At 60.2% G+C, this 16,111-nt stretch carries 15 protein-coding genes; 5 read left to right on the plus strand and 10 right to left on the minus strand.

The window, feature by feature from the left end; all coding sequences use genetic code 11:
• The 3 genes from N005_RS10435 to N005_RS10445 all read left to right on the plus strand — a co-directional run bounded on the left by N005_RS10435 (position 1) and on the right by N005_RS10445 (position 5,440).
• Complete coding sequence (locus tag N005_RS10435) at positions 1–1,098, plus strand: DUF1513 domain-containing protein (protein ID WP_047701132.1); 1,098 nt, start codon at positions 1–3, stop codon at positions 1,096–1,098.
• 153 nt (positions 1,099–1,251) lie between these two features.
• Entirely contained in the window at positions 1,252–2,400 is a 1,149-nt protein-coding gene (locus N005_RS10440; protein WP_047701133.1) for an efflux RND transporter periplasmic adaptor subunit, read from the plus strand.
• A 13-nt stretch (positions 2,401–2,413) separates the two neighbouring features.
• A complete protein-coding gene (locus tag N005_RS10445; protein WP_047701134.1) occupies positions 2,414–5,440 on the plus strand; it encodes a multidrug efflux RND transporter permease subunit in 3,027 nt (1,008 codons plus the stop codon).
• Between the two features lie 245 nt (positions 5,441–5,685).
• On the opposite strand, the gene N005_RS29640 is transcribed toward N005_RS10445, so the two are convergent.
• The 5 genes from N005_RS29640 to colR all read right to left on the minus strand — a co-directional run bounded on the left by N005_RS29640 (position 5,686) and on the right by colR (position 9,364).
• Entirely contained in the window at positions 5,686–5,913 is a 228-nt protein-coding gene (locus tag N005_RS29640) for a hypothetical protein (RefSeq protein WP_047701135.1), read from the minus strand.
• Between the two features lie 2 nt (positions 5,914–5,915).
• Entirely contained in the window at positions 5,916–6,626 is a 711-nt protein-coding gene (locus N005_RS10455) for a lipopolysaccharide kinase InaA family protein (protein ID WP_047701136.1), read from the minus strand.
• Positions 6,627–6,630: 4 nt separating this feature from the next.
• Positions 6,631–7,299 carry a class I SAM-dependent methyltransferase gene (locus N005_RS10460; RefSeq protein ID WP_047701137.1) on the minus strand — a complete coding sequence of 223 codons (669 nt, stop codon included), beginning with the start codon at positions 7,297–7,299 and terminating at the stop codon, positions 6,631–6,633.
• Between the two features lie 102 nt (positions 7,300–7,401).
• Entirely contained in the window at positions 7,402–8,691 is a 1,290-nt protein-coding gene (locus N005_RS10465) for a sensor histidine kinase (RefSeq protein WP_047701138.1), read from the minus strand.
• The gene (gene colR, locus N005_RS10470) at positions 8,681–9,364 is read right to left on the minus strand and encodes a two-component system response regulator ColR (RefSeq protein ID WP_025215158.1); all 684 of its coding nucleotides are present in this window, start codon (positions 9,362–9,364) and stop codon (positions 8,681–8,683) included. Before colR ends, N005_RS10465 begins: the two co-directional genes overlap by 11 nt.
• Before the next feature lie 206 nt (positions 9,365–9,570).
• Between colR and N005_RS10475 the strand changes: the two genes are divergently transcribed.
• Positions 9,571–10,314, plus strand: coding sequence for a phosphatase PAP2 family protein (locus N005_RS10475; RefSeq protein ID WP_047701139.1), 744 nt, complete (start codon positions 9,571–9,573; stop codon positions 10,312–10,314).
• Positions 10,315–10,525: 211 nt separating this feature from the next.
• Here N005_RS10475 and groL read toward each other — a convergent pair whose 3' ends face one another.
• The 4 genes from groL to N005_RS10495 form a co-directional block, all read right to left on the minus strand.
• Positions 10,526–12,169: a chaperonin GroEL gene (gene groL / locus N005_RS10480; RefSeq protein WP_047701140.1), complete on the minus strand. Its 1,644-nt coding sequence runs from the start codon at positions 12,167–12,169 to the stop codon at positions 10,526–10,528.
• A gap of 50 nt (positions 12,170–12,219) precedes the next feature.
• The gene (locus tag N005_RS10485; RefSeq protein ID WP_047701141.1) at positions 12,220–12,513 is read right to left on the minus strand and encodes a co-chaperone GroES; all 294 of its coding nucleotides are present in this window, start codon (positions 12,511–12,513) and stop codon (positions 12,220–12,222) included.
• A gap of 240 nt (positions 12,514–12,753) precedes the next feature.
• Positions 12,754–13,230, minus strand: a complete 477-nt coding sequence (locus tag N005_RS10490) for an FxsA family protein (protein ID WP_047701142.1) — start codon at positions 13,228–13,230, stop codon at positions 12,754–12,756.
• Between the two features lie 67 nt (positions 13,231–13,297).
• Complete coding sequence (locus N005_RS10495) at positions 13,298–14,029, minus strand: HugZ family pyridoxamine 5'-phosphate oxidase (RefSeq protein ID WP_047701143.1); 732 nt, start codon at positions 14,027–14,029, stop codon at positions 13,298–13,300.
• A 56-nt stretch (positions 14,030–14,085) separates the two neighbouring features.
• Between N005_RS10495 and N005_RS10500 the strand changes: the two genes are divergently transcribed.
• Positions 14,086–14,844: an SDR family oxidoreductase gene (locus N005_RS10500; RefSeq protein WP_047701144.1), complete on the plus strand. Its 759-nt coding sequence runs from the start codon at positions 14,086–14,088 to the stop codon at positions 14,842–14,844.
• 124 nt (positions 14,845–14,968) lie between these two features.
• Here the strand turns inward: N005_RS10500 and apbC are convergent, their stop codons facing one another.
• Entirely contained in the window at positions 14,969–16,063 is a 1,095-nt protein-coding gene (gene apbC / locus N005_RS10505) for an iron-sulfur cluster carrier protein ApbC (protein WP_047701145.1), read from the minus strand.
• Between the last annotated feature and the right edge of the window lie 48 nt (positions 16,064–16,111).

Genomic DNA, 16,111 nt, shown 5'->3' on the forward strand with positions numbered 1-16,111 from the left:
ATGTTTCGACGTCAGGTCCTGGCACTGGGCAGCTTGCTGCTCGGCGCCGTTACCCTGGGTGGCTGGACGCTGTTCAAGCACAAGGACAAGCCTGCGCTGCTGCTTTCGGCACGGGACGATGGTGACGGCAAGCACTACGCCGTAGGTTATCGACTGGACGGCACGCGGGTGTTCGCCACCCAGGTCGGCCAGCGCTGCCACGACATCGTCAATCATCCGTCGCAGCCGGTTGCGCTGTTCGTCGCCCGTCGCCCGGGCACCGAAAGCTACCTGATCGACCTGCGCGACGGCACGTTGCTGCAGACCATCAAGTCCTTGCCGAACCGGCATTTCTACGGCCATGCGGTGATCCATCGCAGTGGCGAGTGGCTGTACGCTACCGAGAATGACACCTCCGATCCCGGACGCGGCCTGCTGGGCGTGTACCGCTTCGAAGGCGAACGACTGGTACACAGCGGCGAGATCCCCACCCACGGCATCGGTCCGCACCAGGTCTCGTGGATGCCCGACGGCGAAACCCTGGTGGTGGCCAACGGCGGTATCCGCACCGAAGCCGAGAGCCGGGTCGAGATGAACCTCGACGCCATGGAACCCAGCCTGGTCCTCATGCAACGCGACGGCACGCTGTTGAGCAAGGAAACCCTCCCCCAGGCCATGAACAGCGTACGCCACCTGGGCATCGCCAGTGACGGCACCATCGTTTCCGGCCAGCAGTTCATGGGAGATGCCCACGAATCCTCGGAGCTGGTAGCGATCAAGCGTCCGGGCCAGCCGTTCAAGGCGTTTCCGGTGTCCGAGCAGCAATTGCAAGCCATGGGGCATTACACCGCCAGCGTCGCCGTGCACAGTGACCTGCGCCTGGTCGCCCTGACAGCCCCCCGTGGCAATCGCTTTTTCATCTGGGACCTGGACAGCGGTGAGGTCCGCCTGGATGCTCCTCTGCCGGATTGTGCCGGAGTGGGTGCGGTGACGGATGGCTTCGTCGTGACCTCGGGCCAGGGCCGTTGTCGCTATTACGATTGCCGACAGGCCCAACCGGTTGCAAAGCCGCTGGATCTGCCGGCAGGGCTCTGGGACAACCATTTGCACCTGGTCTGATCGAGAAGGGGCGAAGCTATCAACGCGGAGCCCCTTGTATTTCGGGAATATTCCTACGCGATGCGGGCCTTATGGGATCTGGAATCCCCAACATACTCAGGGTAATGTGCCCGCCTGAATGTCTTTTCTAACACCTGTCCAAGGAAGTGGAACATGCTGCGACGCCGCATGCTGATCATGTTGGGTGTTGTCCTGCTGGTGGTGCTGTTGCTGGGCGGCTACAAGGGCTTCTCCATCTACCAGCAGATCCAGTCGTTTTCTGTGCCGAAACCGCCAATCAGTGTCGCCGTGGCCAGCGCCACCGAGCAGCCCTGGCAGAGCCGGCTGCCTACCGTCGGCAGCCTCAAGGCGCTGCAAGGCGTGGACCTGAGCCTGGAGATTGCCGGGACCGTGCAGAAGGTGCTGTTCCAGTCCGGACAGAAGGTCAAGGCCGGCCAGCCGCTCCTGCAACTGGACAGCGAAGTCGAAAGTGCCCTGCTGGAAACCGCCGAGGCCGACCTGGGCCTGTCGCAACTGGACTTCGGTCGCGGCCGGCAGTTGGTGGGCAGCCAGGCGATCTCCAAGGGCGAGTTCGATCGGCTCTCGGCACAGTTGAAAAAGAACCAGGCCACGGTCAATCAGCTCAAGGCATCGCTGGACAAGAAACGCATCGTCGCACCGTTCAGCGGCACCATTGGCATTCGCCAGGTGGATGTCGGTGATTACCTCGCCAGCGGCACGGTCATCGCCACCCTGCAAGACCTCAGCAGTCTCTACGTGGACTTCTACGTCCCCGAGCAAACGGTGCCGAGACTGGCTGTTGCCCAGGCGGTGAACGTCGGCGTCGCGGCCTACCCCGGCCAGACGTTCGTCGGCGCCATCAGTGCCATCAACCCCAAGGTCGAGGACAGCACCCGCAATGTGCTGGTACGCGCCACCCTGGCCAACCCCGACGGCAAGCTGTTGCCCGGCATGTTCACCAACCTGCAGGTGATACTGCCGGACGTGGCGGCCGGGATCGTCGTGCCGGAGAGCGCCGTGACCTACACCCTCTATGGCAACTCCATGTACGTGGTCACCCAGAAGAAAGCCGCCGACGGCAATGTCGAGAAGGATGACAAGGGCCAGCCGGTCCTGATTGCCGAACGACGCTTCGTCGAGACCGGCGAACGTCGTGACGGACTGGTGCTGGTGACCAAGGGCGTGCAGAGCGGCGAACAGGTCGTGATCGCCGGCCAGATCAGACTGGATAACGGTACGCACATCGCCATCAGTGACGACAAGACCCTGACCGAACAGAACAGCCCGCGCCGAGCGGACTGATCAAGGAATCCCCATGGCTTTTACCGATCCGTTCATCCGCCGTCCGGTGCTCGCCACCGTGGTCAGCCTGCTGATCGTGCTGTTGGGCTTCCAGGCCTGGAGCAAATTGCCCCTGCGCCAGTACCCACAGATGGAAAACGCCCTGATCACGGTGACCACCGCTTACCCCGGGGCCAACGCCGAAACCATCCAGGGCTACATCACCCAGCCGATGCAGCAGAGCCTGGCCAGCGCCGAGGGCATCGACTACATGACTTCGGTCAGCCGCCAGAATTTTTCGGTGATATCGGTCCACGCCCGCATCGGCTCCAACAGCGACCGGCTCTTCACCGAACTGTTGGCCAAAGCCAACGAGGTCAAGAACCAACTGCCCCAGGATGCCGAAGACCCGGTGCTCAGCCGGGAAGCCGCCGATGCCTCGGCCCTGATGTACATCAGCTTTTTCAGCAAGGAACTGAACAACCCGCAGATTACCGACTACCTGTCACGGGTGATCCAGCCCAAGCTGGCGACCCTCCCGGGCATGGCTGAGGCGGAAATCCTTGGCAACCAGGACTTCGCCATGCGCCTGTGGCTCGACCCCGCCAAGCTCGCCGGATTCGGCCTGACCGCCGCCGACGTGACCAACGCCGTGCGCCAGTACAACTTTCTCTCGGCCGCTGGCGAGGTGAAAGGCGAATACGTGGTCACCAGCATCAATGCCAACACTGAACTCAAATCCGCCGAGGCCTTTGCCGCCATACCGCTCAAGACCGACGGTGACAGCCGAGTTTTGCTGCGGGATGTGGCGCGGGTGGAGATGGGCGCCGAGAACTACGACACCATCAGCTCTTTCGGTGGCACGCCCTCGGTGTACATCGGGATCAAGGCCACGCCCGGCGCGAACCCGCTGGATGTGATCAGGGAAGTGCGCAAGATCATGCCGGACATGGAGGCCCAGTTGCCGGCGAACCTCAAGGCCGAGATTGCCTATGATGCGACCCTGTTCATCCAGGCCTCCATCGATGAGGTGGTGAAAACCCTGTTCGAAGCGGTGCTGATCGTCATCGTCGTGGTGTTCCTGTTTCTCGGCGCCCTGCGTTCGGTACTCATCCCGGTGGTGACCATCCCGCTGTCGATGATCGGCGTGATGTTCTTCATGCAGCTGATGGGCTACTCGATGAACCTGCTGACGCTGCTCGCCATGGTGCTGGCCATCGGCCTGGTGGTGGACGACGCCATCGTCGTCGTGGAGAACATCCATCGGCATATCGAGGAAGGCAAGAGCCCATTCGATGCAGCACTGGAAGGCGCCCGGGAAATCGCCATGCCGGTGGTCTCGATGACCATCACGCTGGCGGCGGTGTATGCGCCGATCGGCCTGCTCGAGGGCCTGACCGGCGCCTTGTTCAAGGAGTTCGCCCTGACCCTGGCAGGGGCCGTGGTGATTTCCGGGATCGTCGCCCTGACCCTGTCGCCCATGATGTGCGCCATGCTGCTGCGCCACGACGAGAACCCTTCGGGGCTGGCCCATCGGCTGGACATGGTCTTCGAGCGCCTGAAGAACCGCTACCAGCGCATGCTTCATGGCACGCTCAATACCCGGCCGGTGGTGCTGGTGTTCGCCGTGATCGTCCTGTTGCTGATTCCCGTACTGATCATGTTCACCAAGTCCGAACTGGCCCCTGACGAAGACCAGGGCATCATTTTCATGATGGCTACGGCGCCGCAGCCGACCAACCTCGATTACCTGAACACCTACACGGACCACTTCCTGGAAATCTTCAAGGAGTTCCCGGAGTACTACTCTTCGTTCCAGATCAACGGCTACAACGGCGTGCAATCCGGCATCGGCGGTTTCCTGCTCAAGCCCTGGAACGAACGCAGCCGCACCCAGATGGAAATCCTGCCGGATGTCCAGGCCAAGCTGGAAAGCATCCCGGGACTGCAAATTTTCGGTTTCAACCTCCCTTCCCTGCCCGGCACCGGTGAAGGCCTGCCCTTTGACTTCGTCATCAACTCCCCGAAAGACTACGCGACGCTTCTGGAAGTGGCAGAGCGGATCAAGAAACGCGCAGAGGAATCCGGGAAGTTCGCGTTCATGGACATTGACCTGGCCTTCGACAAGCCCGAAGTGGTCGTCGACATCGATCGTGACAAGGCCGCCCAGATGGGCGTCTCGATGCAGGACCTGGGCGGAACCCTCGCCACCTTGCTGGGGGAGTCGGAGATCAACCGCTTCACCCTCGAAGGGCGCAGCTACAAGGTCATCGCCCAGGTCGAACGGCCATTCCGGGACAATCCTGCCTGGTTGAACAATTACTACGTGAAAAACGCCAAGGGTGAATCGCTACCGCTATCGACGCTGATCAAGGTCAGCGACCGGGCTCGCCCGCGGCAACTCAATCAGTTCCAGCAACTCAATGCGGTGAGGATTTCCGGCTTCCCTATCGTGAGCATGGGCGAGGCCGTCCAGACCGTCAGCCAGATCGCCCATGAGGAAGCACCGGTGGGGTTTGCCTTCGACTATGCAGGCGCCTCACGTCAGTTCGTCCAGGAAGGCAGCGCCTTGTGGGTCACTTTTGCCCTGGCGCTGGCGATCATCTTCCTGGTGCTGGCAGCACAGTTCGAAAGCTTTCGTGACCCCTTGGTGATCCTGGTGACGGTGCCCCTGTCAATTTGTGGCGCACTGATTCCGTTGTTCCTCGGCTGGTCGAGCATGAACATATACACCCAGGTGGGCTTGGTGACGCTGATCGGCCTTATCAGCAAGCATGGGATCCTGATCGTTGAGTTTGCCAACCAATTGCGCAAGGAACAGGGCCTGACGCCACGGGAAGCCGTGGAGCAGGCCGCGTCGATTCGTTTGCGGCCGGTATTGATGACTACCGCCGCAATGGTGTTTGGCATGGTACCGCTGATCCTGGCCACCGGCGCGGGAGCAGTGAGCCGCTTCGACATTGGCACGGTCATCGCCACCGGCATGTCGATCGGTACCCTGTTCACGCTGTTCGTATTGCCTTGCATCTACACGCTGGTGGCCAAGCCGGATAAAGCCTGACCCCTATTCGAGCAAGGGATTCCTGTGGCGAGGGGGATTTATCTGTGGCGAGGGAGCTTGCTCCCGCTGAGTGGCGGAGCCGCCCAAACCCATCCCAATCCACCTGACACCAGGTTGCAGAGCTTGAGGGTTGCCTTGCAACCCAGCGGGAGCAAGCTCCCTCGCCACAGACGTTTCAACCACTTTCCAATACACAAAAATAAAGGCCTCGCAGATGCGAGGCCTTTATTTGGGGTCCGTGACACTCAACTCTGCGGCCTCACACCTTGGGAAAGACTGAACATGAACAACAACAGGTCATTATCCGGCCGGACAACCTCACTGGCCTTGGCCACCCGCGGCAAAGGGCAGTGAGCGTCAGAATGGGAGGCACTGAGTATCTGGGAGCGGGGTTGCTCCCAAACAGCCACCGCCATCGATGCAACTGCCAAGGCTCCGATTAAAAATGCACCTCTAGCAATTTCCAGTTTCATCGTCATAAGCCTTTGATAGCGCTGCCAAACGCCGTCTCGTAAAAGTAGACGAGTTTTTTCCAGTCAGAGTCGCTGAACGACGAATGGCGCCGTAGCTGCTTCAAGTCATGGGATGCAGCCCTTCCGGCGGTCAAACGCTGGCGACATTTTTCCAGGTCCAGCAGGGCGACTTCGGGCTTCGCCGCCTCCCCCTCCCCGGTCACGCGTACAAAAACATGCTTGATGTAGAGGCAGCCATGCTGCCAGCGGCCTTTGTGCATACGGGCCAGGTTTTCAGCCAATGCCCGGAGGATCTGATCATTCACCGCTTCGCCATGGCGCTCGCGGCCACCCGCGGCATACCATTTCTCGATCTCCTCGAAACCTTCGAGCGCCCGGGTCACCAGCAACGCACGCCACTGGTGAACCGGGTCCCGCTGGGCCCCACAGAAAACCAATTGGGGTACGCGAACATCGAGCCGGGTCAGCGCCAGCAGTGCGTCCTGCTCCCGCAACACGGTAGGCCTGCCGAACGGATGCAGCCAACTGCGATAAATGTGCCCAGTCTGACGCTTGGCGTAAAGCAGCTCGCCGTCCTTGCTGATGATCCGTTGTACGCCACTTTCTCCACCACGACGCACATTGGGCTCTTCTACCCATTCACCTTTCATGTTCCAGAAATGGTCGAAGCTGCTGCGGGTTCCCCCAGGTGTTTCTACTACCTGCGCAACCATGCTGTTACCTCTTGCGTAATACATAAACTCGCCACATGGCATAGAGCGGTAGGAAGTCCAGTTGTTCCTGGATACGAAACCCAGCCTGCCTGAACTCCTCTTCTACTGTAGCAACCGGTAACACAAATCGATTCTGGTAATCTTTCTGCCCACGCTTACGCTCCTGACGCTTGCGTTTCCAGGCTTTGAAATTGCCATCGACCCACAATGAAACGATCACGCTGTCACGGCTGACACGCGCGAATTCCTTCAGAATGGCCAGTCGATGCGCGGGTTCACCGATGTGATGAAGCAGGCGCATACAAAAAATGCTGTCGACGGCGTTATCAGGCAAGGCAATGTCGAACGCAGAAGTGTGCAAGGGTTGTACCCGTTTCACGACATCGGCGGGTTGAGACTCCATTGCCGTCTTGATCATCGCCTCGGAGTTGTCCGCACCGATGATGACGCGATTCGGCTTTTCGGCCAGCAAGGACCAGAAACGCCCGGCACCGCAAGGCAGATCCAACACCAGGCCTGGGTCACCGGCAAGTGCCAACGCGCGCTTGGCCAGTTGTTGATCTCGCCGATTGGAGAGACGGCGACTCAAGCTGCTTCGATGCTTATGAAAGTATTTCTGGGCGTGCTGCTCGTCGTACTTTTCGGAAAAATCGAGCTTGATGGATTTGGACATTAAGGAGGACCTCCATTTCAGACAGGCCCAACCTTATGAATCGCTTTGTCATCAGTTTGTGAAAAAGAAGTCATGCAATCTTGGCAATGATTACAAGATTTTTCAGGGCGCACTTACTCCCTCGGGATTCAACTCAACCTCGAAACGGCAACCATTGGGCTCCATCGTACTGAGACTCACCACCCAGCCCTGGTTCTCGCAGATCCGCTGCACCAGTGACAACCCCAGCCCAAGCCCCTCGCCGCGCTTTTCGTTGCCGCGCACGAACGGTTCGAACATCGCCTCGCGCTTCTCCTCGGGAATGCCCACCCCACTGTCCTCCACCACGAACCCAGTGCTATGGAGGGTGAGACGGATGAAGCCCTGGTCGGTGTAGTGCAAGGCGTTGCGCAACAGGTTGCCCATGACCGCCGTGAGGAACGTGGCGTTGTAGGGTGTGTCGAGTGGCTGGCCCGGTTCGAAAATCAGCGTCAGGCCTTTGGACTCGATAGCCGCACGCCATACCCCGAGGAGATTTTCCGCTACCTGACCAAGGGTCAGGCGAGGTGACATGCCGTTGTCTTCGCGCTGAGCCCTGGCAAGCATCAGGAACGTCTGCACCAGTTCGCGCATCTCTTCATTGGCTCGGCTGATGCGCTCGACCTGCAGGCGACCCCGTTGGTCCAGTGCCGGGTTTTCCAGCAACAGTTCGCAGGAAGTCGCCAAGACCATCAATGGCGTGCGTAATTCATGGCTGACATCACTGGTAAACAACCGCTCGCGCGTCAGGGCCTGGCGCAACCGCCCCAAGGTGGCGTCGAACGCCACCGCCAGCTCACCCACTTCATCGGCGGCATAATCCGGCGCCAACGGTGGAGCGAGCCCGAGAAGCTGGTCGCGATGCCGTACTTGCCGGGCCAGGCGCACCACCGGAGCCATCACCCGGCGAGCCAGGACCCAGCCGAGGAACACCGCCAACGCCAGGCTGAGCACGAAGCCCACCAGTACGACGGCGAACAGCACCCGCTCGCGCTCTTCGAAGTCGCTCTGGTCCTGCAGCAACACGTAATGACGGCCGTCAACGATCTCCACCATGGCGTGATAGGACAATTGCTCGCGAAACACCTCGTGGAAGCCAGGCTCCAGGTGACGCAGATCCTTGGGCAATTCGAAATCACCCGGGCCGCCGCTGAAATAGAACAACTGATCAGGTTCCGGACGATGATTCCAGTCCGAGACGCTGTCCATCAGCAGCAGGCGTTGCAGGTCGCCCCCCAACCCGGCGGAAATCAACTTCTCCTCCACCAGGTGCACCGTCGCCACGATGCCCATGGCGAACGCTCCGGCCACCAACGCACTCATCAACGCAAACGCGATGATGATCCGTTGGGCAAGGCTCTGCTTAAACTCCATCACGGCCCTCGGCCAGGCGATAACCGACACCGTGCACGGTATGCAGCAAAGGCTTGTCGAACGGTTTGTCGATCACCTGGCGCAATTGGTGGACATGGCTGCGCAGGCTGTCGCTGTCCGGGCAGTCATCGCCCCATAGGGCTTCTTCAAGGATTTCCCGACGCAACACATGGGGACTCTTCTGCATCAGTACCGCCAGCAACTTCAGGCCGACCGGGTTGAGCTTGAGCAGCTTGCCCTCGCGGGTCACTTCCAGAGTATCGAGGTCATAGCTCAGGTCGCCGACCTGCAAGGCGCGCCGGCCGCCGCCCTGGGCCCGACGCATGACTGCTTCGATCCGGGCCGCCAGTTCCGACAGGGCGAAGGGTTTGATCAGGTAATCATCGGCCCCAGACTTGAAACCCTGCAGACGGTCGTCCAGTTGATCCCGGGCGGTGAGCATGATCACCGGCGTATCGCGCCGGGCATCTTCACGCAGGCGCTTGCACAAGGTATAGCCGTCGATGCCGGGCAACATGATATCGAGCACGATCAGGTCGTAATGCTCGGTCGCAGCCAGGTGCAAACCCGACAGACCGTCCTGGGCGCAATCGACAGTATAACCCTTGAGCCCCAGGTAATCGGCCAGGTTGGCCAGGATGTCGCGGTTGTCTTCGACCAATAGAATTCGCATGGGCACCTCTGCGTATACGGTTAACGGCCGTCTTGGCCCGCGCAGCTTACGGCCAAGTTTGGCTCACGGCTAGCGGGACAAACCTCTTTGATGGAGTTCTGCGAATATTGACGAGTTTTTCACTATGCATTCACGTCACGCCAACGCAACGTAGAGCAGACTGCGCACAACGCGCTCTTCATGAAACTCCCACCAAAGGTACTACCATGGTTTCCGCTGCCGTCCGCTTCACTTCCAGACCTTTGAATTTCTGGATGGCCTTGGGGGTGCCCGCCGTTGTCGCGTTGATACTGGTATTGCTGGAGTTGACCACTTTGGACATGGACCTGGCCCAGCTGTTCTACGACCCCACCGTTGGCGATTTCATCGGACGACACAGTTTTTTCCTGGAAGACATTCTTCATGACCGGGCGAAGCAAGTGGTCATCGCCTTTTCGGTGTTTTCCATCATCGGCTTCATCAGCGCTTTTTTCGTCACCCCACTCAAACCCTTCAAGCGCGAGTTGGGTTGCCTGGTGCTCTCCCTGGCGCTGGCGACATCCTTCGTCACGCCGATGAAAGCGGTGACGGCGGTGCAATGCCCCTGGAGCCTGAAGGAGTTCGGCGGCAAGGAAACCTACAGTGAACTGCTGAGCCCGCGTCCTGATACCAACAAACCGGGCAGATGCTGGCCGGGGGGGCATGCCGCCACTGGATTTACCCTGTTCGCCCTGTTCTTCGTATTGCGCGACCGCAAGCCGCGCCTGGCCCGACGGGCCTTCATATTTGCCTTCACCCTGGGAACGGTGTTCTCCATAGGCCGGATGATACAAGGGGCACACTTCTTCTCGCACAACGTGTGGACGGCGGTGTTCTGCTGGCTGATCTGCCTGGGATGTTATTACTTCGTCCTGTATCGGCCGGCCACGAGAGCAGAATCCTTGGTCGAGACACAACCGATCAATGCTTGAGCAGCACCCGACTGAAACCTGTGGGAGCCGAGCTTGCTCGCGATGACGGCGGGACATTCGCCATCATTGCAAACGTATCCACCGCTATCGCGAGCAAGCCCGGCTCCCCACAGAAATTGGCTGAATAGCGAAAGCACTTCCAACGCCAGCCAATAAAAAACCCCGCCTGCTTTCGCAGGCGGGGTTTTTCAGTACGGGGGGTAAGGCTGGCTTACATCATGCCGCCCATGCCACCCATGCCGCCCATGTCTGGCATGCCGCCAGCCGCTGGAGCGTCTTCCTTGATTTCAGCGATCATCGCCTCGGTGGTGATCATCAGGCTGGCAACGGAAGCCGCCGCCTGCAGAGCCGAACGAGTCACTTTGGCCGGGTCCAGGATACCCATTTCGATCATGTCGCCGTATTCGCCGGTAGCAGCGTTGTAACCGTAGTTACCCGAACCCTGCTTGACCTTGTCGACCACAACGCTTGGCTCGTCACCGGAGTTGGCAACGATCTGGCGCAGCGGAGCTTCGACAGCGCGACGCAGCAGGGTGATACCGACGTTCTGATCGGCGTTGTCGCCTTTCAGTTCGCTGATGGCCTGCAGGGCACGAACCAGTGCCACGCCACCGCCAGGTACCACGCCTTCTTCGACGGCCGCACGGGTAGCATGCAGGGCGTCTTCAACGCGGGCTTTCTTCTCTTTCATTTCAACTTCGGAACCGGCGCCAACCTTGATGACTGCCACACCGCCGGACAGCTTGGCCAGGCGCTCTTGCAGTTTTTCACGGTCGTAGTCCGAGGAAGTCTCGGCTACCTGTGCACGGATCTGGGCAACGCGGGACTGGATGTCAGCCTCAACGCCGGCACCGTCGATCACGGTGGTGTTTTCCTTGGACAGGATTACGCGCTTGGCGTTACCCAGGTGCTCCAGGGTGGTGCTTTCCAGGCTCAGGCCGATTTCTTCGGAGATCACGGTACCGCCGGTCAGGACGGCGATGTCCTGCAGCATGGCCTTGCGACGGTCGCCGAAGCCTGGTGCCTTGACGGCAGCAACCTTGACGATGCCACGCATGTTGTTCACGACCAGGGTCGCCAGGGCTTCGCCCTCAACGTCTTCGGCCACGATCAGCAGTGGGCGGCCGGCTTTGGCAACGGCTTCCAGCACTGGCAGCATTTCACGGATGTTGGAGATCTTCTTGTCGACCAGCAGGATCAGCGGGCCGTCGAGCTCGGCAACCATGGTGTCCGGCTTGTTGACGAAGTATGGCGACAGGTAGCCACGGTCGAACTGCATGCCTTCAACGACGGACAGTTCGTTTTCCAGGCCCGAGCCTTCTTCAACGGTGATCACGCCTTCTTTGCCGACTTTTTCCATGGCTTCGGCAATGATGTCGCCGATGGAGTTGTCGGAGTTGGCCGAGATGGTACCTACCTGGGCGATTGCCTTGGAGTCGGCGCACGGCTTGGACAGGGCCTTCAGTTCTTTGACGATGGCGATGGTCGCCTTGTCGATACCGCGCTTGAGGTCCATCGGGTTCATGCCGGCAGCGACGGCTTTCAGGCCTTCGTTGACGATCGATTGAGCCAGAACGGTGGCGGTGGTGGTGCCGTCACCGGCGTCGTCGTTGGCACGGGAGGCAACGTCCTTGACCAGCTGCGCGCCCATGTTTTCGAAACGGTCCTTGAGCTCGATTTCCTTGGCTACGGAAACGCCGTCCTTGGTGATGGTCGGAGCGCCGAAGCTCTTCTCGATGATCACGTTACGGCCTTTCGGGCCCAGGGTCGCTTTTACTGCGTCAGCCAGGACGTTGACGCCGGCGAGCATTTTCTTGCGGGCGGAATCGCCGAATTTAACTTCTTTAGCAGCCATGATCGATATTCCTTAAATACTGTGTAGTAGCGGGAAAATGAGCGGGGAAATCAGCCTTCGATGACAGCGAGGATTTCGCTCTCGCCCATGACCAGCAGTTCTTCGCCGTCGACTTTTACTGTGTTGCTGCCGGAGTAAGGGCCGAACACGACCTTGTCACCCACTTTCACGGCCAGCGCACGCACTTCACCGTTGTCCAGCACACGGCCGGTACCTACAGCGAGGACTTCACCGTGGTTGGCTTTCTCGGCAGCCGAACCTGCCAGGACAATGCCGCCAGCGGATTTCTTCTCTTCTTCGCTGCGACGGATGACGACGCGGTCATGCAGAGGACGAAGCTTCATTGTCGATCTCTCCTAATTTTGGTTTTCATCGGCCGGTGTAGTCCCGGCGGGTTTAACAAAAGCCGGCAGAGCCGGGTGCGGTTCGTCAGTCGAACCGCGGAAGTCTGTCCGGTGTTGCCACCGGAAACCTTGCGGTGACCGATACATAAGGGCGTACAAGGGGATTACAAGGGCCGGCTCGAAAAAAATTTCTTCAACGCACAAACGAACACGGCACCCGAAGGTGCCGTGTGGTGGGTTTTATTTGGAGTCGCGGTGCTCGAACTCGCCTTCGATCACATTGGGTTCTCGGCCCAGGGGTTCTCGCGGCGCCGGACCACCACGGGGCTGGAGGTCGTCGGCAAACGCCCGCTGGCGCATCGCCTGTTCCTCGGCGCGCTGGCGCATCTTGTTGGCCAGCAACCGACGGGTGAAAGGCAACAACATGATCAGGCCCACCACGTCGCTGATGAAGCCGGGCAGGATCAGCAGACCGCCGCCCAGGGCCAGCATCAGACCTTCGAGCATGGTCTGGGCAGGCAGCTCGCCGCGGCTCAGGCTTTCACGGGCACGCAAGGCCGTGGCAAGGCCGGCGATGCGCAGCACGAACACGCCGAGCATCGAGCCAAGAATGACCAGCAGCAGGGCCGGGAAAAACCCGATCGCACCGCTGACCTTTACGAATACGAACAGCTCCAACACCGGGAACAGCAGAAAGAGCAATAAAAAAGGGCGCATCGAATGGTTTCCTTAACGCAAGAAATCCTTGCTATGAAACCCTAAATGACGTCGCCCTTTCGTGAATTCAAGCGTCGGCCGCTGCATTTTTCGGCCATTGTTCGGCGTGAGCCAGATAAACCAAGGCTTCGCGCACTTGTGTCGGCGTGTTGCAGGACGCAGGAAATGCCAACCAATGCAGCCCCTGACCGATACGCAGGTGCATGCCTTCGCTGTCGATGCCCACCAGTTGCGCCGCTTCGGTCCTGGGCAGATCGGCCCGCTCGACGTAATGGGCGATGGCCTTGGCATGATCCGCATTCATGTGCTCGATCATGCTCGCCTCGGCTTTGCCGGCAAAGGGGTTGGCCAAGGTGATCCGGTCGATCCAGTGGATGGCGCCAAAACCGCCGATGTAGCGATGGCGCACAGGATCGAGCACCCAGAAATCGAAATCGTGGGCCTTGTGGTAGTTCCGCGATTCAGGAAAGTAGCGGTAATAACGCTCGGCGGCAGCCTCGATGGCGGCGCTGTCTTCAAGTTTCCGCGCCTCGGCCAGGTAGGTCAGGCGCCCCACGGCCTGTATGTCCTCGGCGCCCCGCTCGCCCACCAGCATGGAGCACTTGGGGTCTTTCTGCAGGTTGTGGGTGTGCTGGGCGATGCGGCTGATCAGGATCAACGGTCGCCCCTGCTCGTCCAGGCAATACGGCACCACGGAGCCGAACGGAAAGCCAGGCATGGATTTGGAATGGGTGGAGAGCATTCCACGGTATTCCTTGAGCAGTAATTCTCGTGCATGCTTGGCAGTGTCAACGCTCAATTTATGACTCCTTGAATGAAATTCGTCTAAAAACGCTCAGACACCTGGACATACGAATGCAACTCACTGACAAAGTAATCATTATCACCGGCGGTTGCCAGGGTCTGGGCCGCTCCATGGCCGAGTATTTTGCCGGCAAAGGCGCGAAGCTCGCCCTCGTGGACCTCAACCAGGAGAAACTCGACCAGGCCGTTGCCGCCTGCGTGGCCAAGGGCGTCGAAGCCCGGGCCTACCTGTGCAACGTGGCCAATGAAGAGCAGGTGAGCGACATGGTCGCTCGGGTTGCCCAGGATTTCGGCGCGATCCACGGGCTGATCAACAACGCCGGGATCCTGCGTGACGGCTTGCTGCTCAAGGTCAAGGACGGCGAGATGACCAAGATGAGCCTGGCCCAGTGGCAGGCCGTGATCGACGTCAACCTCACCGGCGTGTTCCTGTGCACCCGTGAAGTGGCGGCGAAAATGGTCGAGCTGAAGAACAGCGGCACCATCATCAATATCTCGTCGATCTCCCGGGCCGGCAACATCGGCCAGACCAACTACTCGGCCGCCAAGGCCGGCGTGGCAGCCGCCACCGTGACCTGGGCCAAGGAACTGGCGCGCTACGGCATTCGTGTCGCGGGCATCGCACCGGGCTTCATCGAAACCGAGATGACCCAAAGCATGAAACCCGAGGCCCTGGAAAGAATGACATCGGCGATTCCACTCCGGCGCATGGGTCGGCCCGAAGAGATCGCTCATTCAGCGGCCTATATCTTCGAGAACGACTATTACACCGGACGGATCCTGGAGATGGATGGCGGGTTGCGGATGTAAAGCCGCCGCAAAAACCAGTGTGGGAGCGAGCCTGCTCGCGATGGCGGTGTGTCAGTCAACCCGAGGTTGAATGTAATTCCGCTATCGCGAGCAGGCTCGCTCCCACAGGATTTGAGTCCAACCGTCAATCGTCGCTGACCGTAATATTCGGCATCGCCGGTGCTGCCGCTTCCTGCAACACGATCCGCGCACCGACATGACGGGCCAGTTCCTGATAGACCATGGCGATCTGGCTGTCCGGCTCGGCGATCACCGTCGGCTTGCCGTCGTCCGCCTGCTCGCGGATCAGCATCGACAATGGCAACGAAGCCAGCAGTTCGACGCCGTACTGGGTCGCCAGTTTTTCCCCGCCGCCCTCGCCGAACAGATGTTCAGCGTGCCCGCAGTTCGAACAGATGTGCACCGCCATGTTTTCCACCACGCCCAGCACCGGGATGTTCACCTTGCGGAACATCTCCACCCCCTTACGGGCGTCCAGCAGGGCCAGGTCCTGGGGCGTGGTGACGATCACCGCGCCGGCCACTGGGACTTTCTGCGCCAGGGTCAGCTGGATATCGCCGGTGCCGGGCGGCATGTCGATCACCAGGTAATCCAGGTCGCCCCAGGCGGTTTGTGTCACCAGTTGCAGCAAGGCACCGGACACCATCGGCCCGCGCCAGACCATTGGCGTGTTGTCGTCGGTCAGGAACGCCATGGACATGACCTCCACGCCATGGGACTTGATCGGCACGAACCACTTCTGTTCCTTGACCTGCGGCCGGGTGCCCTCAGCGATGCCGAACATGATGCCCTGGCTCGGGCCGTAGATGTCCGCGTCGAGCATCCCGACCTTCGCCCCTTCACGGGCCAGGGCCAGGGCCAGGTTGGCGGCGGTGGTGGACTTGCCCACGCCACCCTTGCCCGAGGCCACGGCGATCACGTTCTTGACGTTCGCCAACCCCGGCACCTGTGCCTGGGCCTTGTGCGGGGCGATCACGCTGGTGACATCGACTTTGGCGCTGGTCACACCCTCCAGGGCCTCGATGGCCATCTGCAGCATCTGCGCCCAACCGCTCTTGAACAGATCGGCGGCATAGCCGATTTCCAACTGGACATTGACACGATCGCCCTGGATATCGATAGCGCGCACGCATCCGGCGCTGACCGGGTCCTGGTTCAGATAGGGGTCGGTGTATTGGCGAAGGACGGCTTCCACCGTTGCGCGATTGACGGCGCTCATGGGCAACTCCGATAGCAGGGCTTGAAAAACAGGTCGTCATCCTACGCC

Source organism: Pseudomonas mediterranea CFBP 5447 (assembly GCF_000774145.1).
Classification (GTDB): Bacteria; Pseudomonadota; Gammaproteobacteria; order Pseudomonadales; family Pseudomonadaceae; genus Aquipseudomonas; species Aquipseudomonas mediterranea.

Coding starts and splice junctions, on each gene's coding strand:
- N005_RS10435 (WP_047701132.1), top strand. CDS start 1: ATGTTTCGACGTCAGGTCCTGGCACTGGGCAGCTTGCTGCTCGGCGCC.
- N005_RS10440 (WP_047701133.1), top strand. CDS start 1,252: ATGCTGCGACGCCGCATGCTGATCATGTTGGGTGTTGTCCTGCTGGTG.
- N005_RS10445 (WP_047701134.1), top strand. CDS start 2,414: ATGGCTTTTACCGATCCGTTCATCCGCCGTCCGGTGCTCGCCACCGTG.
- N005_RS29640 (WP_047701135.1), bottom strand. CDS start 5,913: ATGAAACTGGAAATTGCTAGAGGTGCATTTTTAATCGGAGCCTTGGCA.
- N005_RS10455 (WP_047701136.1), bottom strand. CDS start 6,626: ATGGTTGCGCAGGTAGTAGAAACACCTGGGGGAACCCGCAGCAGCTTC.
- N005_RS10460 (WP_047701137.1), bottom strand. CDS start 7,299: ATGTCCAAATCCATCAAGCTCGATTTTTCCGAAAAGTACGACGAGCAG.
- N005_RS10465 (WP_047701138.1), bottom strand. CDS start 8,691: ATGGAGTTTAAGCAGAGCCTTGCCCAACGGATCATCATCGCGTTTGCG.
- colR (WP_025215158.1), bottom strand. CDS start 9,364: ATGCGAATTCTATTGGTCGAAGACAACCGCGACATCCTGGCCAACCTG.
- N005_RS10475 (WP_047701139.1), top strand. CDS start 9,571: ATGGTTTCCGCTGCCGTCCGCTTCACTTCCAGACCTTTGAATTTCTGG.
- groL (WP_047701140.1), bottom strand. CDS start 12,169: ATGGCTGCTAAAGAAGTTAAATTCGGCGATTCCGCCCGCAAGAAAATG.
- N005_RS10485 (WP_047701141.1), bottom strand. CDS start 12,513: ATGAAGCTTCGTCCTCTGCATGACCGCGTCGTCATCCGTCGCAGCGAA.
- N005_RS10490 (WP_047701142.1), bottom strand. CDS start 13,230: ATGCGCCCTTTTTTATTGCTCTTTCTGCTGTTCCCGGTGTTGGAGCTG.
- N005_RS10500 (WP_047701144.1), top strand. CDS start 14,086: ATGCAACTCACTGACAAAGTAATCATTATCACCGGCGGTTGCCAGGGT.
- apbC (WP_047701145.1), bottom strand. CDS start 16,063: ATGAGCGCCGTCAATCGCGCAACGGTGGAAGCCGTCCTTCGCCAATAC.